This window comes from Thiomonas islandica (assembly GCF_055383445.1).
Window position 1 is genome coordinate 468,882 of record NZ_AP042391.1, and the last position, 24,411, is coordinate 493,292.

Here is a 24,411-nt window from a genome sequence, read left to right on the forward strand (position 1 = left end):
TTGCAGGACAATGGACCGTGCCCTATGCCGGGCCGTCGCGCAACGCGCCGCATCCCAGTTGCGCCTTGTGTCGAACTGCCCCAACCGGATCGCCCCGTGATTCTGTACGAATACCCCCTGCACGAACGTGTGCGAACCCTGCTTCGCCTGGAACACCTGTTCCGGCGCGCCGACGTGCTGCAGCAAGGGTCGCAGGCCGAGCATCACCATTTCGCGCTGGTCACCTTGTTCGAGCTGATGGACGTGGCCGCCCGGCAAGACTTGAAATCGGAAATCCTCAAGGAACTCGAACGGCAGCGCCAGACCTTTCTGGGCTATCGGGGCAATCCCGCAGTGGCCGAGGCCGCGCTGGACGCCGTGCTCGACGAGACCGAGCGGGCATTTGCCGCGCTGAGTCAGCAGCAGGGGCGCATCGGCCAGAGCCTGCTCGAAAACGAGTGGCTCATGGCCATCCGCAGCCGAGCCAGCATTCCTGGGGGCACCTGCGAGTTTGACCTGCCCGCTTATTACGCCTGGCAGCACCTGCCGCCGCAACAGCGCCAGGCCGATCTGCTGCGCTGGATCGGCGTGTTCGCGCCGCTGGCCGGAAGCGTGGAACTGTTGCTGCGTCTGTTGCGCGACGGCGGCAGCACACGCAAACTACAGGCCGTCAGCGGGGCGTACCAGCAGCAGCTCTCGGGCAAGAGCTATCAGCTGCTGCGGCTGCGCATCGACGGTACATTGGGTCTGGTGCCGGAGATCACCGGCCATCGCCTGATGGTGTCGGTGCGTTTCATGCAACCCGACGTGGACTGGCGCATGGCGGTCTCGGCAGAGACTGTGCCGTTCGAGATGACCCTGTGCCCCTAGCCCGACGCATCATGGATCCCAAGCAAAACCCGGTTCCCCACCGCCAGGTGCGCTGTCCGCAATGCGGCGCACTCACGGTCTACAGCACCAGCAATCCCTGGCGACCGTTTTGCAGCGAGCGCTGCAAATCCATCGATTTCGGCGCCTGGGCCAGCGAGCGCTACCGCGTGGAACAAAAGCCCCACCCCGACGAGATCGACGCAAACGACCTTCAGCCCTCCACGCCCGGACAGGCCAGCCGGCCGCACTGAGCAGCGCTGCGGCACGGAGCAGGTCAGCCGCTGCCAGCGCATTCCTCACGCAGCCAGTCGAGCACGGGCAGCGCGCCGGGCAGCACCGGAGACACCGCAACCGGCAGAGTCTGCCAGGCGACCTCCTGGCCTTCGAGGCCCCGAGGCTCGCCCTGCCACGCGGTGATTCGGCAGAACTGCAGATCGACCAGCGCATGCGGGTAGTCCATGCGCAGGCTGCGCCAGTAGTGCGCGTTGCGCACGGTCACGCCCAGTTCCTCGGCGAACTCGCGGGCGAGCGCAGCCAGCAGCGATTCTCCGGCCTCGACCTTGCCTCCCGGGAACTCCCAGTACCCGGCGTACGGCTTGCCCTGCGGCCGCGACGCCATCAGAAAGGCGCCATCTGCGCGCAGCATCAGCCCCACCGCCACAGCAATGGGCGTGCGCGACGCGGTCATCTGCCGCCGCGGCCGGCAAAGTCGCGCGCGAACTGCCAGGCCACGCGGCCCGACCGCGAGCCACGCTCGAGTGCCCACACCAGCGACTCCTGCAGCGCTTTGTCCATCTGCTTGTCGGCCACGCCGAACGCCGCGAGCCAGTGCGCGACGATGCGCAGATAGTCGTCCTGGCTGTAGGGGTAGAAACTCACCCACAGCCCGAAACGCTCGGACAGCGAAATCTTTTCCTCCACCACCTCCGCCGGATGGATTTCGCCGTTGTCCAGGTGTTTGTAGCCCAGGTTTTCCTGCAGGTACTCGGGCATGAGGTGGCGACGGTTGGACGTGGCGTAGATCAGCACGTTGTCGGCGGTGGCGCTCACCGAGCCGTCGAGCACCGACTTGAGCGCCTTGTACCCCGGTTCGCCTTCCTCGAATGACAGATCGTCGCTGAACACGATAAAACGCTCAGGCCGCTGCGCCAGCAGCTCGGTGAGCTCGGGCAGGTCGACCAGATCGGCCTTGTCCACCTCGACCAGCCGCAGGCCCTGGCGCGCAAACCTGTTCAGGCTGGCCTTGACCAGCGAGGACTTGCCGGTGCCGCGCGCGCCGGTGATGAGCACATTGTTGGCCGGTTTGCCCTGCACGAACTGGCGGGTGTTGCGCTCGACCTTTCGGCGCTGCTCGTCGATGCCGATCAGATCGTCATAGGTGATGGGCGAGAGATTGCGCACCGGCACGAGCTGCTTGCGTCCGCCCTTGCCGACCCAGCGGAAGGCAACCGAGGCGCTCCAGTCCGGCTCGGCTGCGGGCGCGGGCAGCACGGCCTGCAGCCGGTCGAGCAGGCCGTGCGCGCGGGCAAGCAGCGCTGCGAGCTGCTGCGACAGATCAACCGCAGGCGTGGCGGCTGCCGGCGGCACGGCTGGCTTGGACTCTGGGGCTGCGTCAGGGTGCTTGCGGCGGGTCGGCATGTCAGGAACGGTAGTCGGCATTGATGGACACATAGTCGTGCGACAGATCGCAGGTCCATACCGTGGCGCCTGCATCTCCGCGCCCGAGCACGATGCGCACCGTGATCTCGGCCTGCTGCATCACCCGCTGGCCGTCCTCTTCGCGATAGGCCGGATGGCGCCCGCCGCGGGTGGCCACATGCACATCGTCCAGATAGAGATCGACCCGGTCCACATCCAGGTCGGCGACCCCGGCGTAGCCGACCGCGGCCAGAATGCGGCCGAGGTTGGGATCGCTAGCAAAAAACGCGGTCTTGACCAGCGGCGAATGCGCAACAGCATACGCCACCAGCCGCGCCTCGTCGCCGCTGCGCGCGCCGTCGACCCGCACGGTGATGAATTTGGTCGCGCCTTCGCCGTCGCGCACAATGGCCTGTGCCAGTTCCTGGGCCAGCGCGGTAAGCGCAGCCTGCAATGCCTGCGCCTGCGGGCTCGAGGCGCTGGCGATCGGCGGCAACGCCGCCTTGCCGGTGGCGATCACGACCAGCGCATCATTGGTCGAGGTATCGCCATCGACCGTGATGCTGTTGAATGAGGCGTCCGCTGCGGTGCGGGTGAGCTGCTGCAGCACCTCGGGGCTGACCGCGCAATCGGTGGCGATGAAGCCGAGCATGGTGGCCATGTTCGGCCGAATCATGCCCGCGCCCTTGCTGATGCCAGTAAGGGTGATGGTCACGCCGTCGATCACGACCTGGCGGCTGGCCGCCTTGGGCTGGGTGTCGGTGGTCATGATGGCCTGCGCGGCCTGCGCCCAGCCGTCGCTGCGCGCGGCGGCGAGCGCACCGGGCAGCCCGGCGAGCAGCCGCTCCAACGGCAGCGGCTCGAGAATGACTCCGGTAGAGAATGGCAGCACCTGCTGCGGCTGCACCCCCAGTAGCGCGGCGAGCTCCACGCAGGTCTGCCGCGCATCGGCCAGACCCTGCGCACCGGTGCCGGCATTGGCGCAGCCGGTGTTGATGACCAACGCGCGCACATCCTGTCCGCCGGTGGCCTGCAGATGCTGGCGGCACACCTGCACCGGCGCGGCGCAGAAGCGGTTCTGCGTGAACACCCCGGCGACGCTGGCGCCCGCGGTGATCTGGATCACGGTGAGATCCTTGCGCCCGGGCTTGCGGATCCGGGCTTCGATCACCCCGAGGCGCACGCCCTCCACAGGGTGCAAGGCGGCGGGGTCGAGGGCGGGCAGGTTCACGGCCATGATGGACTCTCCGGGAAAAACGGGCATCGGGTGCGCAACCCGGCACTGTTAGCTCAGTTTGCCGTGGCAATGCTTGTATTTCTTGCCACTGCCGCAGGGACAGGGATCGTTGCGTCCGACCTTGGGATAGGGCGAGTCCTCCTGCGCGGCGCCGGCAGCGGCGGCGGGCACTGCGAGCGCGGCCAGCGCGGCTTCGGAGCTGTCGAGTACCGAAATACCCGAAGCGGCATCGGCATGCTGGAAATTGACATGGATGCGCTGCGCCTGCTGTTCCATGCTTTGGGCGGCCTGCTCGGCTTGCTCGGGACTTTGCACCTGCACGGTCATCAGCACGCGGGTGACTTCGGTCTTGATCGAATCGAGCATCATGCCGAACAGCTCGAACGCCTCGCGCTTGTACTCCTGCTTGGGCTGCTTTTGCGCGTAGCCGCGCAGATGGATGCCCTGGCGCAGATGATCGAGCGCCGACAGATGCTCGCGCCATTGCTGATCGAGGGTCTGCAGCAGCACCACGCGCTCGAACTGCGCGAAGTTCTGTTTGCCGATCAGCTCGACCTTGGCTGCATAAGCGGCGTCAGCCGCCTCGAGCACGCGCGCCAGCACGTCCTCGTCGGTCATGTTCTCGTCGGAATCCAGCCACTGTTTGAGCGGCAGATCGATCTGCCATTCCTCACGCAGCACCTTCTCGAGCCCGGGGATGTCCCACTGCTCTTCCATGCTCTGCTCGGGAACGTAGCTGCGCACCAGATCGGTGAACGCGCCCTGCCGCAATGCGTTGATCTGCTCGCTGACATCGGCGGCGTCGAGCAGTTCGTTGCGCTGCTGGTAGATGATCTTGCGCTGCTCGTTGGCGACATCGTCGTATTCGAGCAGTTGCTTGCGGATGTCGAAGTTGCGCGCCTCGACCTTGCGTTGCGCCGATTCGATCGAGCGCGTGACCATGCCGGCTTCGATCGCCTCGCCCTCGGGCATTTTCAGCCGCTCCATGATGGCCTTGACCCGGTCGCCGGCGAAAATGCGCATCAGCGCATCGTCGAGCGACAGGTAAAAGCGGGTCGAGCCCGGATCGCCTTGACGGCCAGCGCGGCCGCGCAGTTGGTTGTCGATGCGACGGCTTTCGTGGCGCTCGGTACCGATGATGTGCAGGCCGCCGGCGGCAATTACCTGGTCGTGCAGCGACTGCCACTCGCTCTTGAGGGTCTGCACCTTGGCGACCTTCTCCTCGTCGGACAGGTTGGGGTCGGCCTCGATGAGCTCGCACTGCTTTTCCACATTGCCGCCGAGCACGATGTCGGTTCCGCGGCCGGCCATGTTGGTGGCAATGGTGATCATGCCCGGCCGCCCGGCCTGCGCAACGATCTCGGCTTCGCGCGCATGCTGCTTGGCGTTGAGCACCTGATGCGGCAGCTTTTGCTGCTGCAGCAGCTGCGAGAGCTTTTCGCTCGCCTCGATCGAGGTGGTGCCCACCAGCACCGGCTGGCCACGCATGTGACAGTCGCGAATGTCCGCGACCACGGCCAGGTCACGTTCGTGCGCGGTCTTGTAGACCTTGTCCTGCAAATCCTTGCGGCGGATGGGCTTATTGGTCGGAATGACCACGGTTTCCAGGTTGTAGATTTCCTGGAACTCGAACGCTTCGGTGTCGGCGGTGCCGGTCATGCCACCGAGCTTGGCGTACATGCGGAAGTAGTTCTGGAAGGTGATCGACGCCAGTGTCTGGTTTTCGCTCTGGATCTGCACGCCTTCCTTGGCCTCGACCGCCTGGTGCAGACCGTCCGACCAGCGCCGCCCAGCCATGATGCGGCCGGTGAATTCGTCGACGATAATGACCTCGCCGTTCTGCACCACATAGTGCTGGTCGCGGTGGTAGAGGTGATGCGCACGCAGCGCCGCGTACACATGGTGCATCAGCAGGATGTTGGCCGGGTCGTACAGCGTGGTGCCCGGCGGGATCAGTCCCATTTCGGTGAGAATGGCCTCGGCCTTTTCATGCCCCGCCTCGGTCAGAAACACCTGGTGTGCCTTCTCGTCCACGGTGAAGTCGCCCGGTTTTTCCACGCCCTTGCCGGTGATCGGGTCTTCCTCGCCAATCTGGCGCTGCAACCGCGGCACGATGGCGTTGATGCGGCGGTACAGCTCGGTGTTGTCGTCGGCCTGGCCGGAGATGATCAGCGGGGTGCGTGCCTCGTCGATGAGAATAGAGTCGACCTCGTCGATCAGCGCGTAGTTCAGCCCGCGCTGTACCCGCTCGGCCGGCTCGTACACCATGTTGTCGCGCAGGTAATCGAAGCCGTATTCGTTGTTCGTGCCGTAGGTCACATCGGCGGCGTAGGCCGCCTGCTTTTCCGCCTTGGTCATGTTGGGCAGGTTGATGCCCACGCTCAAACCCAGGAAGTTGTAGAGGCGGCTCATCCACTCGGCGTCTCGGCGGGCGAGGTAGTCGTTGACCGTCACTACGTGCACGCCCTTGCCGGTCAGGGCATTGAGGTAGACCGGCAGTGTGCCCACCAAGGTCTTGCCTTCGCCGGTGCGCATTTCCGCGATCTTGCCCTGATGCAGCGCAATACCGCCAATCAGCTGCACATCGAAGTGCCGCATCTTCAGTGCGCGCTTGCCGCCTTCGCGCACCACGGCGAACGCCTCGGGCAGCAGATCGTCGAGGCTGCGGCCGTTGGCGACCTGCTGGCGGAACTCGGCGGTCTTGGCCTTGAGCTGCTCATCCGTGAGTTTTTCGAACTGCGGCTCCAGGGCGTTGATGCGCTCGACCACGCGCCGGTACTGGCGCAACAGCCGCTCGTTGCGGCTGCCGAACAGACTGGTGAGGAACTTGACTGGCATGGGAGGGCGGGCTCGCGGCCCGCTGACTTGAATGTTTGGAGGAACCCGGCTGCGGCACATCGCGCCTTGCGGCTTCCGGAATTTTTCATTGTATGCGTGCGGTTTTGCACCGCCGCGCTGGCACAATGTCGATGGATTCACCCACGTCCAACTGGTTCCGCTGCGCGCATGTCCCGCCCTCGCCCCTCGTCTTCCGCATCGCTGTTGCCCAGTGGTTGGGGATCGCTGTCGGCCTGGGCCCAAGTCACGCTGCCGATCGCCGCGCTGCGCGAGACCGCACTGCTGTCGCGGCGCATGTGGGATGCGGGACGGCAAATCCTGCCCGCACCGCTATGCAGCGCCATCCAGCCTGGCCGGCTGCACGACGGGGTGTGGAGCCTGACCGCGGGTTCTAGCGCGGTGGCCGCCAAGCTCAGCCAGTTCAAACCGGTCTTGCTGCAGCACCTGCAGCAAGCCGGCTTTGCGCTGCGAGACATCCGCATCCGGGTGCAACCGCAGGGACAGCGCCACGACGCCGCGGCGCGCCTGCTGCCGCAAGGCGCAGCTTGCCCGGCCGAGGTGCTGGCCCGGCTGCGCGCGCTGCGCAAAGGCTAACAGGCCGTTGAAAAACGTCGCGAGGATGGCCAGATGCAAGGCGCTCGGCGCGCAGCGACCGAGACCTATCAAATAGATAGGCGAGGCAGCGAGCACCGTGCAACGCCGCAGATGGCCCACCGCAGTAGTTTTTCAACGGCCTGCTAAGGCCTGGGCCTGACGCGGTCAGAATGCGAAGGTCGGCACCGCACGGAACGCAGCCGGCGCACGCGCGGCGTCATCGAAACTGACGATTTCATACGCGCTCTGGTCGGCAAACAGCTTGCGCAGCAGCATGTTGTTAACCGCGTGTCCGCTGCGAAACGCGCTGTAGGCGCCGATCAACGCCTTGCCCGCCACGTACAGGTCGCCGATGGCGTCGAGTATCTTGTGCTTGACGAACTCGTCGTCCAGGCGCAGGCCCTCCTGGTTGAGCACACGGTACTCGTCCATCACGATAGCGTTTTCCATGCTGCCGCCCAGCGCCAGGCCGTTGCTGCGTAGGGTTTCGACATCGCGCATGAAACCGAACGTGCGTGCGCGCGCGATGTCTCTGACATACGAATCGCGCCCGAGCTCGAACATGGTGGACTGCGCGGTCTGATCGACCGCGGGGTGGTCGAAATCGATGTCGAAGCTGAGCTTAAAACCATCGAAGGGCTCGAGCCGCGCCCATTTGAGGTCGTTGCCCTCGCCCAGCCGCAGTTCCACCGCCTTGCGCACCCGGATGAAGCGCTTGGGCGCGTTCTGCAGCGCGATTCCGGCGGACTGCAGCAGATAGACGAAAGACGAGGCCGAGCCATCGAGGATGGGAATCTCCTCGGCGGTGACGTCGATGTAGAGGTTGTCGATCCCCAGTCCAGAGCAGGCCGACAGCAGGTGCTCGACGGTGTGGATTTTCACGCCGTCCCGCCCCAGGGTGGTGGCCATGCGCGTGTCGACCACGGCAAAGGGGCTGAGCGGAATTTCGACCGGCTGGCTCAGATCGGTGCGGGTGAACACGATGCCGGTGTCCGGCGGTGCCGGGCGCAGCGTCAGTTCCACCCGTTCACTGCTGTGCAGACCCACGCCCACGGCGCGGTTGACGGATTGGATGGTGCGTTGCGCCAGCATGATTTTTTATGAACGGTTGTTTTTCGATTGGTCTTGGCTATGCATTCTAGAGTCTTTGCGGCATGCCCGCCGCGCGGGCGCTCGGTGGTCGGGCCCACCCGGGCAGGGAGGTGATCTGCCGGGGTGGGCCTGGGTGCGCTTGCCCGTGCTGCGGCGACATGCCCGCGCGGAGTCGGGTCACTCCGTCGGGGGAGGCGGTTTTCGCGCGCGCTCGCGCCGCGCGCGGCCGCAAGCGGTCGCCGAGCGCTTTGGCGCGGGCGCGTCAGTCGGCCTGCTTGCGCAGGAAGGCCGGAATTTCGACCTCGTCCATGCCTCCCTGCATCAGCGCGCTAACATGCGCCGAGGGCGCGCCGCGCCCGTTGCGCCAGATCGCCGGGCTCTGGTAGGGGTCGGCGCTGGCCGGGCCAAAGGAGGCAGTGCGCAGCGGCACATTGTCGGTGCCGGTGCGGATGACCGTGAGTTCCGGGGCGACCTTTTCGGCCCTGCCGCTCAGACCCGTGGCCAGCACGGTCACGCGCAGCGAATCACCCATGCTCGGATCGTTGACCGTGCCGAAAATGATGTTGGCATCGGGCGCAGCATAGGCGCGGATCGCGTTCATCGCCTCGCGGGTTTCGCCCAGGCGCAGCGAGTCGTCGGCGGTGATGTTGACCAGTACGCCCTTGGCACCGGAGAGGTCCACGCCGTCGAGCAGCGGGCAGACCACCGCCTGTTCGGCAGCCAGCCGGGCGCGGTCGGGGCCGCTGGCCACCGCGGTGCCCATCATCGCCTTGCCCGGCTCGCCCATCACGCTCTTGACGTCTTCGAAGTCGGCGTTGATCAGGCCAGGCACGTTGATGATCTCGGCAATGCCACCGGTGGCGTTTTTCAGCACGTCGTTGGCCTTGGCAAAGGCTTCTTTCTGGCTGATGTCGTCACCGTACACCTCGAGCAGCTTTTCGTTGAGCACGACGATCAACGAGTCGACATTGGCCTCGAGTTCGGCCAGGCCCTGCTCGGCATTGGCCATGCGCTTGGAGCCTTCGAACTCGAACGGGCGGGTGACCACGGCCACGGTGAGAATGCCCATCTCGCGCGCGATCTTGGCAATCACCGGCGCGGCGCCGGTGCCAGTGCCGCCGCCCATGCCCGCGGTGATGAACAGCATGTGCGCGCCTTCGAGTGCGTCGCGGATCTGCGCGCGGGCCTGATCGGCCGCCTCGCGCCCGACCACCGGCTTGCCGCCGGCACCCAGACCGGTCTTGCCCAGTTGCAGGAAGCGGTGCGCGCTCGAATTTTTCAGCGCCTGCGCGTCTGTGTTGGCGCAGATGAATTCCACTCCGCGCACGCCCGAGGCGATCATGTGTTCGACCGCGTTGCCGCCGCCACCGCCAACACCGATGACTTTGATGTTGGTTCCCTGGTTGAACGCGCTGTCGGCGTCGTTCTCGATCATTTCAAAAGCCATGTCACACCTCCGTTGAATACCGGCTGGCGCACCCTACGCCGGCCGAACACACCCTGCGCCGCCGCACCCGGACCCTCCGGACGCCGCTGCACAGAACTCAAAAATTCCCTGTAAACCACTCCTTCAGGCGGCCCAGCGATCCCTTGACCGAGCCGCCCTTGTGCGCAATGCGCGCGCCGCGCTGGCGCTGGTGCTGTGCTTCGGCGAGCAAACCCATGACGGTCGCCATGCGCGGGTTGCGCACCATGTCGGCCAGCGGCCCGCTGTAGCTGGGCACGCCCACGCGCACCGGCTTGAGAAAAATGTCCTCGGCCAGTTCGACCATGCCAGGCAACTGCGCCGATCCGCCGCACAACACCACCCCGGAGGACAGCACGTCCTCGAATCGCGAGTCGCGGATGACCTGTTGCGCCAGGGCGAAAATCTCTTCGGCGCGCGGCTCGATCACACTGGCGAGCACCTGGCGCGAGAGCATGCGCGGGCCGCGGTCGCCCAGCCCGGGCACCTCCAGCGTTTCTTCTGGATTGGACAGCACCTGCTTGGCGATGCCGTGTTCGATCTTGATGTCCTCGGCGTCGCGCGTCGGGGTGCGCAGCGCCATGGCGATGTCGCTGGTGATCAGCTCCCCGGCCACCGGAATGATGGCGGTGTGGCGGATCGCGCCGCCGGTGTAGATGGCGATGTCGGTCACCCCGGCGCCGATGTCCACCACCGCCACGCCGAGCTCCTTCTCGTCGGCAGTGAGCACTGCATGACTGGACGCCAGCGGATGCAGCACCAGTTGCTCGACCTCCAGGCCACAGCGGCGCACGCACTTGAGCACGTTCTCGGCGGCGGTCTGCGCGCCGGTGACGATGTGCACGTTGACCTCCAGCCGAACGCCGCTCATGCCCACCGGTTCCTTGACTTCCTGGCCGTCGATGATGAATTCCTGCGGCTCGACCAGCAGCAGGCGCTGATCGGCGGGAATGTTCACCGCCTTGGCGGTTTCGATCACGCGGTTGACATCGGCCTGCGTGACCTCGCGATCCTTGATCGCCACCATGCCGTGCGAGTTCTGCCCGCGGATATGGCTGCCGGTGATGCCGGTGATGACATGAGTGATCTTGCAGTCGGCCATCAGCTCGGCCTCCTTGAGCGCGGCCTGGATGGACTGCACCGTGGCCTCGATGTCCACCACCACCCCGCGGCGCATGCCCGCAGTCGGCGCCTGGCCCATGCCGACGATCTTGAGCCCGGCTGCCGGGTTGTCGCGCTCGGCCAGCATTTCGGCAACGACCACCAGCACTTTGGAGGTGCCGATGTCCAGCGCCACCACCAGATCCTTGTAGTCCTTGTTGGCCATGTCAGTCTTTCCTCCCCGCGGTTTGCGGCGTCGTCTTGTCCTTCATCCCCGGAAGCTCAACGCCTTGCAGATGCACCGCAAAGCCATTCGGGTAGCGCAGGTCTGCGCTGTCGATGGGCCGGCCGTAGCGGGCCTGCAGCTGCGGCATGAGTTGCAGGAATTGCCGCAGGCGCTGCCGAGTTGCCGGGCTGTCGGGCGCGCTACCCAGGTCGATGCGCAGATTGCTGCGGGTCTGCAGGCTCCAGTTGCCTGCGCTGCCCAGCGTCAGTGCGGCCAAGGTTTGGTCGAACGGCTGCAGCAGGCTTTGCAGCCAACGGCTCATCTGCAACACCTGCGCGCCGCTGCCTGCAGGCCCGCTGAGCTGGGGTAGATCCAGGCCCTGCACCTCGCCGAGGTTGGCATTGAACGGTTGCCCCTCGGCATTGAGCAGTTGAGGCGTGCCGCCGCGGTCGCGCCACAGCGCCACGGGCTGCTGCGTCTGCAGCGTCACCAGCAGCTCCATCGGCCACAGCCGCTGCACCACCGCGGAGCGTACCCAGGGCAGCTGCTCGAACACGCGCTGCGCCTGCGCCAGGTTGATGGTGAGGAAATTGCCCTGCAGCTGCGGCAGGGCCTCGGCCCGTACCGTGACCGGGCTGATGCGTTGCAGATCGCCCTGCAGCCGCACCGCGCGGATGTCCCACCAGCTGCGCTGCATCAGCCAGTGTCCGGCGGCGAACAGGCAGCCCAGCGCCAGCAGCCAGTACAGCGCACGCGTGGTGCCCTGCATCAGACGGATGTCGAGCGGCAGCTCAGACGCGGCGGTGCGGCTCATCGGCTCGAGCTCCGGTGCGGTTGATCGAGGGCGGCCAGGCTCAGGATGAGCAGGCACAGGTCGGCATAGTCCAGCCCGGCCACGCGTGCAGCCATCGGCACCAGCGAGTGCCCGGTCATGCCCGGCGAGGTGTTGATCTCCAGCAGGAAGGGCTGGCGGTCGGCGGCGCGGATCATGATGTCCGCACGCGCCCAGCCGCGGCAGCCCAGGCTGCGGTAGCTGCGCATCACCAGGTCCTGGATGCGCGCCTCCTCGTCTGCGGGCAGCCCGCTCGGGCAGATGTAGCGGGTGTCGTCGCTGAAATACTTGTGCTCGTAGTCGTAGTTGCCGCCAGGGGCGACGATGCGGATCAGCGGCAGCGCGCGCGCGGCAGCGCCCGTACCGATCACGCTGCAGGTCACCTCGTCACCGACGATGAACTGCTCGACCAGCACCTTGCTGTCGTAACGCGCCGCCTCGCGGTATGCGGCCTCGACCTCGGCGGCGGCGTCGGCACGCTTCAGGCCCAGGGTCGAGCCTTCATGCGTCGCCTTGAAAATCAGCGGAAAGCCCAGCGCCGCAGCAGCATCCTGCGCCTCGGCCAGCGAACCGACCTCGCGCCACTGTGGGGTAGGCAGGCCGTCACATTGCCACAGCCGCTTGGTCATGGCCTTGTCGATCGCCAGCGCCGAGGCGAGTACGCCCGGGCCGGTGTAGGGAATGCCTAGTAGTTCCAGCGCGCCCTGCACCGTACCGTCCTCGCCCCAGCGGCCATGCAGGTTGATGAACGCGCGTTGCGCGCCAAACGATTTGAGCGCGGCCAGATCATCCACCGCCGGATCGAAGGCGAAGGCATCCACCCCGCGAGACTGCAGCGCGGCGAGCACGCCCTTGCCCGACATCAGCGAGACCTCGCGCTCGGCGGACATGCCGCCCATGAGCACGGCCACGCGGCCCAGACTGCGCGGGTCGATCTGCGGCCAGGGTGTCATGACCTTCCCTCCCCGGCCAGTGCGACCACCTGCGCCGGCACACCGCCAATCGAACCTGCGCCCATGCAGATGACCACATCGCCGTCGTGCGCCTGGTCGAGGATGGCGCGTGGCAGGTCGGCGATCGACTCGACGAACACCGGCTCGGCTTTGCCAGCCACGCGTACCGCACGCACCAGGCTGCGGCCGTCTGCAGCCACCAGCGGGGCTTCGCCTGCGGCGTAGACCTCGGTGAGCAGCACGGCATCGGCCTGGCCAAGAACCTTGACAAAGTCCTCGAACAGGTCGCGGGTACGGGTGTAGCGGTGCGGCTGAAAGGCCAGCACCAGGCGACGCCCAGGAAATGCGCCGCGCGCTGCGGCCAGCGTGGCAGCCATCTCGGCCGGATGGTGGCCGTAGTCGTCGATCAGGGTGAAGCGCCCGCCGTCTTTCGCCGGCAGCTCGCCACAGCGCTGAAAACGCCGGCCCACGCCGTGGAAACCCGCCAGCGCCCGCTGGATCGCCGCGTCGTCCACATTGAGTTCGGTGGCCACGGCAATCGCTGCCAGTGCATTTTGCACGTTGTGTCGGCCGGGCAGGTTGAGCACCACGGGCAGCGGGGGCAGATGCACCCCGTTGCGCCGCAGGGCGGTAAAGCGCATCTGCGTGCCGTCGGCCTGCACGTCGACCGCGCGCACCTGGGCATCCTCGGCAAAGCCGTAGCTGGTGATGGGCTTGGAGATGAACGGCAGGATCTGGCGCACTGCCGCATCGTCCACGCACAGCACCGCGGCGCCGTAGAACGGCAGACGCGAGAGAAAATCGACAAAGGCATGGCGCAGCCGCGCGGGGTCATGGCCGTAGGTGTCCATGTGGTCGGCGTCGATGTTGGTGACCACGGCCATGACCGGCAACAGGTTGAGGAAGGAGGCGTCGGATTCATCGGCCTCGACCACGATGTATTCGCCCTGCCCGAGCTTGGCGTTGACCCCGGCGCGGTTGAGCTTGCCGCCGATGACAAAGGTCGGGTCGAGCCCGCCCTCGGCCAGCACACTGGCGACTAGGCTGGTGGTTGTGGTCTTGCCGTGCGTGCCGGCAATCGCGATGCCGCGCTTCAGGCGCATCAGCTCGGCAAGCATCACCGCTCGCGGCACCACTGGAATATGACGCGCACGCGCAGCGAGCACCTCGGGGTTGTCGGCGCGCACCGCGGTGGAAACGACCACGGCGTCGGCATCCTGCACATGCGCCGCGTCGTGGCCGATGGCCACACGCACACCCAGCGCGCGCAGCCGCTGCACCGCGGCGCTCTCGCTCAGGTCCGAGCCGCTGATGCCGTAGCCCAGGTTGTGCAGCACCTCGGCAATGCCGCTCATCCCGGCGCCGCCGATGCCGACGAAATGAATATGGTGAATGGCGTGTTTCATCGCCCTTGTCCTTGCATCGAGCTGCGCCCGGGCAGCAGTGCGTTGCAGCCATCCACCATGGCCTGCACCGCATCGGGGCGCGCAAGCGCGCGCGCGGCGCGGGCCAGTTGCAGCAGGCGCTTGCGATCCAGGCGCTGCAGCAGATCGGCCAGCGCCTGCGCGCTGAGGTCGCGTTGTTGGATCAGCAGCGCCGCGTCGCGGCCTGCAAGAAATTGCGCATTGGCGGTCTGGTGGTCATCGACCGCATGTGGAAACGGCACGAACAGCGCAGCCACCCCGGCGCAGGCCACTTCGGTCACGGTCGAGGCGCCGGCGCGGCAGATCACCAGATCGGCCTGCGCATAAGCCGCGGCCATGTCGTCGATGAAGGCCACGCAGTCGGCTTGCACCCCGGCGTCGGCATAAGCCTGTTGCAGGATCGGCAGATGCTTGGCCCCGCTTTGATGACGCACCTGCGGGCGAACGCCCGCAGGTAAAAGCGCCAGCGCCTGCGGTACCAGCGAGTTGAGCGCCTGCGCGCCCAGACTGCCGCCGACCACGAGCACCTGCAGCGGCCCGCTGCGATCGGCGTAACGCTGCTCGGGCGAGGGCAAGGCGCAGATTTCCGCACGCACCGGATTGCCCACCCACTGCGCACCCGGCAGCACGTCGGGAAACGCGGTGTAGCTGCGGTCGGCCAGGCGCGCGAGCACCTTGTTGGCCAGCCCGGCAACGGCGTTCTGCTCATGCACCACCAGCCTGGCCCCAGCCCACACGCTCATCAAGCCACCGGGAAAGGCGATGTAGCCGCCCATGCTCACCACCACGTCGGCCTTGATGCGGCGCAGGCCGCGCAGCGCCTGCCAGAAGGCACGCAGCAGATTCACCGGCAGCAGTAGCTTGGTCAGCAGCCCCTTGCCACGCAGACCGCCAAAGCGCACCCACAGCATGTCAAAACCGTGCTGCGGCGCAAGCTGCGCCTCCATGCCAGTAGGCGCGCCCATCCAGTGCACCGTCCAGCCCACAGCGCGCAAACCCTCGCCCACGGCAATGCCCGGAAAGATGTGGCCGCCGGTGCCTCCGGCCATGATGACGGCGACAGGTTGGCGGATGGTCATACATGTCCTCCGCGCATCAGCACCCGGTTTTCAAAATCGACGCGCAGCAACACGGCGATGGCCATACAGTTGAGCAGCAGCGCCGAGCCGCCATAGCTCATCAGCGGCAGCGTCAGGCCCTTGGTGGGCAACAGACCGAGGTTCACGCCGATGTTGATGAACGCCTGCCCGCCGATCCATACCCCCACGCCCTGGGCGACCAGCGCGCTGTACATGCGGTCGAGCACCAGCGCCTGACGGCCGATGTCGAAAGCGCGGCGCACGATCCAGAAGAACGCAAAAATCACCGCGCCCACGCCGACCAGCCCGAGCTCCTCGCCGATGATGGCCAGAAGAAAATCGGTGTGCGCTTCCGGCAGGTAGTGCAGCTTTTCGATGCTGCCGCCCAGCCCGACGCCGAACCACTCGCCGCGCCCCATGGCGATGAGCGCGTGCGAGAGCTGGTACGCGCTGCCCAGCGCATTCGCCTCGGACCAGGGATTGAGGTAGGCGAAGATGCGGTCGCGCCGCCAGGGCGACAGCACGATCATCAGCACGAAGGCGCCGATCACCGCCACGCTAGACAGCGCGAACAGCTTGCCGTTGGCACCGCCGAGGAACAGGATGGCCATGGTCAGCGAGGCGATCACCAGAAACGCGCCCATGTCCGGCTCGGCCAGCAGCAACACGCCCACCAGCATCATCACCGCCATCATCGGCAAGAAGGTCTTGACCAGACTCTGCTTGACCTCCTGCTTGCGCACCATGAAGTCTGCGGCGTAGAGCAGCGCGGTGAGCTTGACCAGCTCGGATGGCTGGAAGTTCAGCCCACCCGGAAACACCACCCAACGCTTGGACCCGTTGACATCCTTGCCGATGTGCGGCAGCAGCACCACGACCAGGCCGATCAGCGAGAGGAAGAACAGCCGCATCGACCATCTCTGCAGCTCGCTCATCGGAATCTGCACCACGATCCAGCTCGCCAGCAGCGCCGCAGCGATGGAAAACAGATCGCGCACGAAATAGTGATACGGCGACCACTGCGCATAGCGCGGCGAGTCGTGGAAGGAAATGGTGGCCGAATACACCATGACCAGGCCATAGGCCAGCAGCAGCAGCGTGACCCAAACCAGGTTCTGGTCGTAGTCGAGCATGCGCGACTGCCGCGGCGCGACATGGCCCACCCGCACCGGCAGTTCGGCTGCGGCCTTGTCGCGCTTGCGACCGAGGAAGGGCAGCATGCGCTCAAACATGATCGGCTCCCTCGGTCCACACTTGGCCGCGCTGTTCGGCCAGGTCGCGCACCGCGGCGATAAAGACTTCGGCGCGGTGGGCGTAGTTGCGGAACATGTCCAGGCTGGCGCAGGCGGGAGACAACAGCACCGCGTCGCCGGTCTGCGCCAGCGTGGCGGCGTGCTGCACTGCCTGCTCCAGGGACTGCGTGAACGTGATCGGGACGAGCCCTTGCAGTGCGTCGGCAATGGCCTGCGCATCGCGGCCGATCAGCACCGCGGCCCGCAGCCGCGCGGCCTGCGCGCACAGCGGCGAAAAGTCCTGTCCTTTGCCGTCGCCGCCGGCGATCAGCACCACCGGGCAATCCATGCCGGCCAGCGCCGCGACCGTGGCGCCGACATTGGTGCCCTTACTGTCATCGATCCAGCGCACACCGTCGATCACCGCGACCGTCTGCATGCGGTGCGGCTCGCCGCGGTAGTCACGCAGCGCATGCAGCATCGGCGCCAGCGGCGCGCCCACCGCGTCGCCCAGCGCCAGCGCGGCCAGGGCATTGGCGATGTTGTGCGCCCCTTGGATGCGCAGCGCCTCCGCAGGCATCAGACGCTGCAGCTGCAGCGCCGCCTCGGGCTGCGCAGACTGCTTGCCGCGGCGCGCGGGTTTACCCGACAGCAGCGCCTCCTCGGCCTGCCGATCGGGCAGCGCACGCGCCAGCCAGTCGATCCCGCCCTCGCGTACCACGCCCCAGTCGCCGGCCTGCTGCGGCACGCCAAGACCAAAGCGCCGCACGCGCCGACCGGGTCGCAGCATCGCCAGCACAGCCGGATCGTCGCGGTTGAGCACCATGACGCCGCTTCCAGTCTCTTGTCCAAAGATATGCGCCTTGTCCGCGGCGTAAGCGGTCATGTCGCCGTGCCAGTCGAGATGATCCTGGGTGATGTTGAGCACGGTGGCGGCATCTGCGGCGAGGTTGGTCATGCCGTGCAGCTGAAAGCTGGAGAGCTCCAGCACCCAGGCCTGCGGCAGCGTGCGCTGCGCCATGCGCTGGCGCAGGACGTCGAGCATCGACGGCGAGATGTTTCCAGCCACCGCCACACTCCAGCCGGCACGCTCGAGCATCAGCCCGGTCAGACGCGTGACCGTGGTCTTGCCATTGGTGCCGGTGATCGCGACGACCTTGGGGGCGTAGCCGATGTCCGCGCGCAGCGCATCGAGCGCCCACTGAAACAGATGCAGTTCGCCCGCAATCGGCACACCACGCGCAGTGGCCGCATCCACGATCGCGGCGAACTCGGTGGCATGCGGCGCAATGCCGGGGCTGCGCAGTAACAGTTGCGCATCGCCCAGTGTGTCGGCGCTCAGCCTGCCGCAATGCGTGCTCACCTCGGGCAGTTCCTGCGCAAGCGCGGTCAGCCCGGGCGGTCGTTCGCGACTGTCGGCCACGCGCACGCACGCGCCCTGCCCGGCGCACCAGCGCGCCATCGCCAGGCCGGATTCGCCCAGGCCGAGCACGAGAACGGACAGGTTGCGCAGTTTCATCGCAGCTTCAAACTGGCCAGCCCGACCAGACAGAGAATCATGGTGACGATCCAGAACCGCACCACCACCTGCGATTCCTTCACCCCGAGTTGCTCGAAGTGATGGTGCAGTGGCGCCATTTTGAAAATCCGCCGCCCCACTCCGTACTTTTTCTTGGTGTACTTGAAGTAGCTGACCTGGATCATCACCGACACGGTTTCGGCAACGAACACCCCGCCCATGATCGCGAGCACGATTTCCTGCCGCACGATCACCGCAATGGTGCCCAGCGCGCCGCCCAGCGCCAGCGCGCCCACATCGCCCATGAACACCTGCGCCGGGTAGGCGTTGAACCACAGAAACGCCAGCCCCGCGCCGACCATCGCGCCAACGAAGATCAGCAGTTCTCCGGTGCCGGGAATGAAGGGGAACAGCAGGTATTTGGAATACACAGCGTTGCCGGTCACGTAGGCGAACACGCCGAGCGAACTGCCCACCATCACCACCGGCATGATGGCCAGACCGTCGGCGCCGTCGGTGAGGTTGACCGCGTTGCTGCTGCCCACGATCACCAGATAGCTCAGCACAATGAAGCCGGCGACGCCCAGCGGATAGCTGACCGACTTGAAAAACGGCACGATCAGGTCGGATGCTGGCGGCAGCGGCATCGTCATGCCGCTGCGCAGCCATTCCACGAACAGATGCCACACCTGCGCATTGCTCTTGCCCGACACGGCAAACGCCAGATAGAAGGCTGCGGCCACGCCGATCACAGTCTGCCAGAAATACTTGTCGCGCGAACGCATGCCGTTGGGGTCGCGGTAGACCACCTTGCGATAGTCGTCGGCCCAGCCGATGGCGCCAAAGCCCAGCGTCACCAACAGCACCAGCCAGACAAAGCGGTTGGACAGATCCATCCACAGCAGCGTGGACATGGCAATGGCCAGCAGGATGAGCACGCCGCCCATGGTCGGCGTGCCGGTCTTGATCAAATGGGTCTGCGGGCCGTCCTGACGCACTGCCTGCCCGACCTTCATCGCGGTGAGCTTGCGGATCACCGCAGGTCCGGCGAGCAGGCCGATGATCAGCGCGGTCAGCGTGCTCATCACCGCGCGGAAGGTGATGTAGTTGAACACCCGGAAAAAGCCGAGTTCGGGTGACTGCGACATCAGCCACAGCGCCAGGCTATGCAGCATGGGGCGCCTCCTGGGTGGATGCGTCATGGCCACCCGTGGCCAGCGCGGCAATGGCCTGCACCGCCCGCTCCATGCGCATGAAGCGTGAGCCTTTGACCAGCACGGTGTCAAAACCGCGCAGTCTGTCCGCCCGCAGCGGCAGCGCGTCCGGTTCGCCGATGTGCAGCACCTCGGCCAAGCCAGCAGCGCCCGCCGCCGTGGCGGCATGCGCCGTCAGCGCGCCGCAGGCCCACAGCGCCACAACGCCACGCTGCGCTGCATAGGCACCGACCTCGGCATGGAACGCCGGGCCGTTGTCGCCGACCTCGCCCATGTCGCCGAGCAGCAGCAGGCTGCGGCCCGGCAGCTCGGCGAGCACGTCGATTGCGGCGCGCACCGAATCCGGGTTGGCGTTGTAGCTGTCGTCAATCAGCAGCACAGAGTGTCCATCCGCAAGCTGCAGGCGATGCGGCACCAGCCGTCCCGCAACCGGCGCAAACGATTCGAGCCCGCGGCAGATCGCATCGAGCGGCGCGCCCGCGGCCAGCGCTGCGGCAGTTGCTGCCAGCGCGTTGCGCGCGTTGTGCCGCCCAAGCAGCCGCAGGCCGATGTCGGCATGTCCAGCCGGGGTGTGCAGTTGCAGCCGCAGCTGGCCCTGGCGGTAGAACGCCACACCGCTGACCTCGGCATCAATGCTTGCTGCATCAGCCTTGCGCAAGGCAAACCGCAGGCAGCGGCGGCGGCCTGCGAGTTCGGCCCAGATCGGGCTATGCGCGTCGTCCGCCGGGAATACCGCCATGCCTTGCGGCGGCAACGCGGCGAGTACCGCGCCGTTTTCGCGCGCCACCGCCTCGACGCCGCGCAGGAATTCCTGATGTTCGCGCTGCGCGTTGTTCACCAGCGCCACGGTCGGCTCGGCCAGGCTGGCAAGCCAGGCGATCTCGCCCGGATGGTTCATGCCGAGTTCGACGACCGCGGCCTGATGCTGCGGCCGCAGACGCAGCAGGGTCAGCGGCAGGCCGACGTCGTTGTTGAAGTTGCCCTGCGTGGCCAGCCGCGCGTCCTCGCCCAGCCATGCGGCCAGGATGGCGGCGAGCATCTGCGTCACCGTGGTCTTGCCGTTGGAGCCAGTCACGGCGATCAGCGGCAGGGTTTGCTGCCGCCGCCAGCCGCGCGCCAGCAGACCGAGCGCGCGGCGGGAATCGGGCACTTCGATGCCCGGCAGGCCGCAGGCGGGGATGTTCCCCTCCCGACCCGCCCCGCCGTGTGGGTGCGTGTCTGCTGTCTCCCCTCCTGAGGGGAGGGCCGGGATCAGGAAGGTGCCCCCTGGAGTCCGCACCGCCCCATCGCCCTGGCAAACCCCACGCTCGGCCAGCAGGGCCGCCGCCCCCGCGGCTGCGGCCTGCGGCAGAAAGTCATGCGCATCGAAACGTTCGCCGCACAGCGCGACGAACAGCGCGCCCGGCGTGAGCTTGCGGCTGTCGGTCTGCACGCTGGCAACCGCGGTGTTCGGGTCACCGCAAAGCCGTGCCCCGGCACCGATCCAGTCCTGCGCCTCGCCCAGGGTGAACAGCCCGGCGCCGCGCGCGGCCAGCGCCATGCGGGCGTGGAACAGGTCGCTAAACGCCAGCCTGCGCCCGGCGATGTCCTGCGTGGCCTCATGCCCTTTGCCAGCGATCAGCACCACGTCGTGCGCGGCGGCGTGCGCCAGCGTCTGCGCGATGGCCACGGCGCGATCTTCGATCAGCAACGCCTGCGCTGGTTGCTGCAAACCGGCGAGCAAATCCTGCAGGATCGCGCCCGGCGGCTCGCTGCGCGGGTTGTCGCTGGTGAGCACGATGCGGTCGGCGCGGCCCTCGACCGCCTGCGCCATCAGTGGGCGCTTGCGCGCATCGCGGTCGCCGCCAGCACCGAAAATGCACCACAGCTTGCCCTTGCGCGCTGCGGCGACAGGGCGCAGCGCCTGCAGCGCCTTGTCCAGCGCGTCGGGGGTATGCGCGTAGTCGATCACCGCCAGAGGCGCACCCTGGCCGCCGAGCGTCTGCATGCGACCGGGCACCGGGCGCACGGTGCGCAGCGCGGCGAGAATCTGCGCATCCTCCAGCCCGGTGGTGTGCAGCAGCGCGGCAACCAGCAGCAGATTGTTCAGGTTGAACGCGCCGAGCACCGGCAACTCCAGGGCATGACGCTGGTTGTGGTGCACCAGGGTCAGGCGCTGGCCGATTGCGGTCTGCGCCAGGTCTTCGGCCTGCCAGTCGGCCTCGGCCTGCAGCGAGGCGGTCTGTACCTGCAGGCCGCGGGCGCGGCAGTCGGGCAGCAGGGTCTGCGCAGCAAAGGCGTCGTCGCGGTTGAGCACCGCATGGCGCAGCCCAGGCCAGACGAACAGCCGCTGCTTGGCCCGCGCGTATGACGCCATGTCGCCGTGGTAGTCCAGATGGTCCTGGGTGAGATTGGTGAACGCCGCAGCAAAGATGCTGCAGCCATCCAGACGATGCTCGTCCAGACCGATGCTCGATGCCTCGATCGCGCACCAGCGCGCGCCCTGGTCGCGCAGCATCGCCAGCATGGCCTGAAGCCGGACCGGGTCGGGGGTGGTGAAGCCGGTGGGACGCAGGGCATCCGGCCAGCCGGCGCCCAGGGTGCCGATCACGCCGCAACGCTGTCCGGCGGCGTTCAGCGCCTGCGCGGCCCATAGCGCGCAGGAGGTCTTGCCGTTGGTGCCGGTGACCGCCAGCAGCCGCACGGTCTGCGACGGATGTCCATACCACGCGGCGGCCAGCGGCCCGGCCAGTGCCTTCAGCCCCGCGACCTTGACGATGCGCGGGTCGGTCCAGCCAAAATCCTGCGCACCGTCGGCCTCGACCAGCGCCGCGGCTGCCCCGGCAGCGAGCGCCTGCGGCACGAAGCGGCGCGGGTCGCGCGTCGCGCCCGGCCAGGCGACGAATACCTCGCCGGCGGTCAGGTCGCGGGTATCAGTCGACCAAGGCGCGGTGGGCGGCACGCCCAGCGCGCGCAGGGCATGGAGCACCGTGTCGACCGAATCGAGCGCCGCGCTCATGCTCCCCCCTTGGCCCGGTCTGCGGACGCTTGCAGCGCCTGCGCGGTCTGCGCCGGCACCAGATCGGGTTTGACCGGCAGGTCGGGCTGCACGCCCAGAATGCGCAGGGCCTGCGGCACCACGGCCGCGAACACCGGCGCCGCCACCTGCCCGCCGAAATGCTTGCCCGCAGACGGCTGATCGATCGACACCGCCATCACCAGCATCGGGTGGTTGATCGGCGCAAGGCCGACGAACTGGGCGCGGAACAGCTTCTTGTCATACCGGCCGTTTCTGGCGATCCACGCGGTGCCGGTCTTGCCGCCGGTGGAATAGCCCGGCACGGCCGCAGCCGGCGCGGTGCCGCCTGGCTGGGTGACCAATGCCAGCATGCCGCGCATTTCGCGTGCTACGGTGGGCGAGACCACCTGCACGCCCTCGGGCGCCTGGTCTTGCTTGAACAGCGTGACCGGGAAGATGCGGCCGCGGTCGGCGAAGATCAGATAGGCATGCGCCAGTTGCAGGGTGGAAATGCCCAGCCCATAGCCAAAGCCCATGGTGATGCGGTCGATCGGACGCCAGCGCTTGAGCGGCCGCATCAGCCCGCTGGTGGCGCCGGGAAACTCGATCTGCGGGCGCTGGCCGAAGCCCACCGCGGTGTACATATTCCACTGCACCTGCGCCGGCATTTTGCTCACCACCTGCGAGGTCGCGACATTGCTCGAATACTGGATGACCTGCGGCAGCTCGATGTCGCCATTGTTGCTGTCGTCGCAGATGTTGGCGCCGTAAAACTGCTGGCAGCCCGGCGCAGTGTGAAAGACCGTGGTCGGGGTGATGATGCCGGCCTGTAGCGCCGCGCTCAGGGTGATGGGCTTGAGCACCGAGCCCGGCTCGAACGCATCGGTCACGGCAAAGTTGCGGATGTCCGACTCGCTCATGCGCTTGCGGCTGTTGGGGTCGAAGCTGGGATAGTTGGCCATCGCCAGGATTTCGCCGGTGTGCGCATCGATCACCACGGCGCTGCCGTTCTTCGCCTTGTTGTCCTCCACTGCCTGCTTGAGCGCCTGATAGGTGAGATACTGGATCTTGCTGTCGATCGACAGCACCACATCCTGCCCGTCCACCGGTGGCACGCCGCCCGAAACATCCTCGATCACATTGCCCAGACGGTCCTTGACCACCTTGCGCACGCCCGGGTGCCCGGCCAGGCGCGACTGCAGCGCCAGTTCCATGCCGTCCTGCCCCTGACCATCGATATTGGCAAACCCGATGAGCTGCGCCGCCGCCGCGCCTTCGGGGTAGTAGCGCCTGTAACTGGGCGACTCATAAATGCCCTTGATGCCCAGCGCCTTGACCTGCCGCGCCACGTCGATGTCGACCTGCCGCTTGAGATAGACGAACTGCTTGTCCGAGTCCAGACGACGCTGCAGATCGGCGGCATTCAGACCGAGCAGGGTGGCAAGGCGCTGCACCTTGTCGTCGCTGATATCGACCTGCGTGGGGTCGGCCCAGATGGTCTTGGCCGGGATGCTCGAAGCCAGGATGTTGCCATGACGATCCAGAATACGGCCACGCATCGCCGGCAGCTCGATGGTGCGCACGAAGCGCAGTTCGCCCTGGTTCTGATAGAACTGCGTGGTCCACACCTGCACCCAGAAGGCCCGCAACGCCAGCAGGGCGAACACGGCGAACAGCAGCCATTTCACCAGCCAAGCACGTCCCGGCGGCAGCTTGACATGCAGCAGCGGGCTTTTGACGGAGGTGTCAGCAGCTGCGGACAGGCGCAGCGCGGGATTTTTCATCGCTGCCCCCCCTTTTTGTTCGCCGGGGCAGTCTGAGGCAATACCGGCAGCGGCGGCAGGACCGTCGCCCCTTCGGGGACGTAGATGGTGCGCGCCGGAGTGATCGGGCGCATGTCGAGCTGGGTGCGTGCGATCTGCTCGATCCGGCCCGGTGCGCTCATCGCGCGGTATTCCACCTGCAGGCGATCGCGCTCCATCTGCAACTGCTCGGCTCGCTGCTGCGCCACGTCCAGCGCGGCGAACAGCCGCCGGCCCTGATACTGTGCGCGCACGACCGACATGGCGCACAGCACCACGGCCAGCAGCAGGAACAGGTTGATGCGCGTCATCATGGCA

Annotated in this window: 20 protein-coding genes; 3 read left to right on the forward strand and 17 right to left on the reverse strand. The window is 66.9% G+C overall.

The features are described 5' to 3' along the window. The first annotated feature begins 96 nt into the window (after positions 1–96). Together zapD and ACZ47F_RS02215 are read left to right on the forward strand one after the other, a co-directional pair. Positions 97–849: a cell division protein ZapD gene (gene zapD / locus ACZ47F_RS02210; protein ID WP_464925682.1), complete on the forward strand. Its 753-nt coding sequence runs from the start codon at positions 97–99 to the stop codon at positions 847–849. An 11-nt stretch (positions 850–860) separates the two neighbouring features. Then, positions 861–1,100 (forward strand): DNA gyrase inhibitor YacG, encoded by a 240-nt coding sequence (locus tag ACZ47F_RS02215; protein WP_464925683.1) that lies wholly within the window; start codon positions 861–863, stop codon positions 1,098–1,100. A gap of 23 nt (positions 1,101–1,123) precedes the next feature. Here the strand turns inward: ACZ47F_RS02215 and ACZ47F_RS02220 are convergent, their stop codons facing one another. The 4 genes from ACZ47F_RS02220 to secA form a co-directional block, all read right to left on the reverse strand. Further along, positions 1,124–1,537, reverse strand: coding sequence for an NUDIX domain-containing protein (locus tag ACZ47F_RS02220; protein ID WP_464925684.1), 414 nt, complete (start codon positions 1,535–1,537; stop codon positions 1,124–1,126). Continuing rightward, a complete protein-coding gene (locus ACZ47F_RS02225; protein ID WP_464926557.1) occupies positions 1,534–2,403 on the reverse strand; it encodes an ATP-binding protein in 870 nt (289 codons plus the stop codon). The genes ACZ47F_RS02220 and ACZ47F_RS02225 overlap by 4 nt, the downstream gene beginning before the upstream one ends. Before the next feature lie 85 nt (positions 2,404–2,488). Further along, complete coding sequence (gene argJ, locus ACZ47F_RS02230) at positions 2,489–3,724, reverse strand: bifunctional glutamate N-acetyltransferase/amino-acid acetyltransferase ArgJ (RefSeq protein WP_464925685.1); 1,236 nt, start codon at positions 3,722–3,724, stop codon at positions 2,489–2,491. A gap of 48 nt (positions 3,725–3,772) precedes the next feature. After that, positions 3,773–6,562 (reverse strand): preprotein translocase subunit SecA, encoded by a 2,790-nt coding sequence (gene secA / locus ACZ47F_RS02235; protein WP_464925686.1) that lies wholly within the window; start codon positions 6,560–6,562, stop codon positions 3,773–3,775. A gap of 168 nt (positions 6,563–6,730) precedes the next feature. Between secA and ACZ47F_RS02240 the strand changes: the two genes are divergently transcribed. After that, the gene (locus ACZ47F_RS02240; protein WP_464925687.1) at positions 6,731–7,156 is read left to right on the forward strand and encodes a DciA family protein; all 426 of its coding nucleotides are present in this window, start codon (positions 6,731–6,733) and stop codon (positions 7,154–7,156) included. A gap of 165 nt (positions 7,157–7,321) precedes the next feature. On the opposite strand, the gene lpxC is transcribed toward ACZ47F_RS02240, so the two are convergent. The 13 genes from lpxC to ftsL form a co-directional block, all read right to left on the reverse strand. After that, positions 7,322–8,248, reverse strand: a complete 927-nt coding sequence (gene lpxC, locus ACZ47F_RS02245; RefSeq protein WP_464925688.1) for a UDP-3-O-acyl-N-acetylglucosamine deacetylase — start codon at positions 8,246–8,248, stop codon at positions 7,322–7,324. A gap of 262 nt (positions 8,249–8,510) precedes the next feature. Continuing rightward, the gene (gene ftsZ, locus ACZ47F_RS02250) at positions 8,511–9,695 is read right to left on the reverse strand and encodes a cell division protein FtsZ (RefSeq protein ID WP_464925689.1); all 1,185 of its coding nucleotides are present in this window, start codon (positions 9,693–9,695) and stop codon (positions 8,511–8,513) included. A 97-nt stretch (positions 9,696–9,792) separates the two neighbouring features. Next, positions 9,793–11,040, reverse strand: coding sequence for a cell division protein FtsA (gene ftsA / locus ACZ47F_RS02255; RefSeq protein WP_464925690.1), 1,248 nt, complete (start codon positions 11,038–11,040; stop codon positions 9,793–9,795). A 1-nt stretch (position 11,041) separates the two neighbouring features. Next, positions 11,042–11,854: a cell division protein FtsQ/DivIB gene (locus ACZ47F_RS02260; RefSeq protein ID WP_464925691.1), complete on the reverse strand. Its 813-nt coding sequence runs from the start codon at positions 11,852–11,854 to the stop codon at positions 11,042–11,044. After that, complete coding sequence (locus ACZ47F_RS02265; RefSeq protein ID WP_464925692.1) at positions 11,851–12,825, reverse strand: D-alanine--D-alanine ligase; 975 nt, start codon at positions 12,823–12,825, stop codon at positions 11,851–11,853. Before ACZ47F_RS02265 ends, ACZ47F_RS02260 begins: the two co-directional genes overlap by 4 nt. Continuing rightward, the gene (murC, locus tag ACZ47F_RS02270; RefSeq protein WP_464925693.1) at positions 12,822–14,231 is read right to left on the reverse strand and encodes a UDP-N-acetylmuramate--L-alanine ligase; all 1,410 of its coding nucleotides are present in this window, start codon (positions 14,229–14,231) and stop codon (positions 12,822–12,824) included. Before murC ends, ACZ47F_RS02265 begins: the two co-directional genes overlap by 4 nt. Next, the gene (gene murG / locus ACZ47F_RS02275) at positions 14,228–15,328 is read right to left on the reverse strand and encodes an undecaprenyldiphospho-muramoylpentapeptide beta-N-acetylglucosaminyltransferase (RefSeq protein WP_464925694.1); all 1,101 of its coding nucleotides are present in this window, start codon (positions 15,326–15,328) and stop codon (positions 14,228–14,230) included. The genes murC and murG overlap by 4 nt, the downstream gene beginning before the upstream one ends. After that, positions 15,325–16,560, reverse strand: a complete 1,236-nt coding sequence (gene ftsW, locus ACZ47F_RS02280; RefSeq protein WP_464925695.1) for a putative lipid II flippase FtsW — start codon at positions 16,558–16,560, stop codon at positions 15,325–15,327. The genes murG and ftsW overlap by 4 nt, the downstream gene beginning before the upstream one ends. Beyond that, positions 16,553–18,079, reverse strand: a complete 1,527-nt coding sequence (murD, locus tag ACZ47F_RS02285; RefSeq protein ID WP_464925696.1) for a UDP-N-acetylmuramoyl-L-alanine--D-glutamate ligase — start codon at positions 18,077–18,079, stop codon at positions 16,553–16,555. The genes ftsW and murD overlap by 8 nt, the downstream gene beginning before the upstream one ends. After that, positions 18,076–19,254: a phospho-N-acetylmuramoyl-pentapeptide-transferase gene (gene mraY, locus ACZ47F_RS02290; RefSeq protein ID WP_464925697.1), complete on the reverse strand. Its 1,179-nt coding sequence runs from the start codon at positions 19,252–19,254 to the stop codon at positions 18,076–18,078. Before mraY ends, murD begins: the two co-directional genes overlap by 4 nt. Continuing rightward, positions 19,244–22,291: a bifunctional UDP-N-acetylmuramoyl-L-alanyl-D-glutamate--2,6-diaminopimelate ligase MurE/UDP-N-acetylmuramoyl-tripeptide--D-alanyl-D-alanine ligase MurF gene (gene murF, locus ACZ47F_RS02295; RefSeq protein ID WP_464925698.1), complete on the reverse strand. Its 3,048-nt coding sequence runs from the start codon at positions 22,289–22,291 to the stop codon at positions 19,244–19,246. Before murF ends, mraY begins: the two co-directional genes overlap by 11 nt. Further along, positions 22,288–24,075, reverse strand: a complete 1,788-nt coding sequence (locus tag ACZ47F_RS02300) for a peptidoglycan D,D-transpeptidase FtsI family protein (RefSeq protein ID WP_464925699.1) — start codon at positions 24,073–24,075, stop codon at positions 22,288–22,290. The genes murF and ACZ47F_RS02300 overlap by 4 nt, the downstream gene beginning before the upstream one ends. After that, complete coding sequence (gene ftsL / locus ACZ47F_RS02305; protein WP_464925700.1) at positions 24,072–24,404, reverse strand: cell division protein FtsL; 333 nt, start codon at positions 24,402–24,404, stop codon at positions 24,072–24,074. The genes ACZ47F_RS02300 and ftsL overlap by 4 nt, the downstream gene beginning before the upstream one ends. Positions 24,405–24,411: the final 7 nt, after the last annotated feature.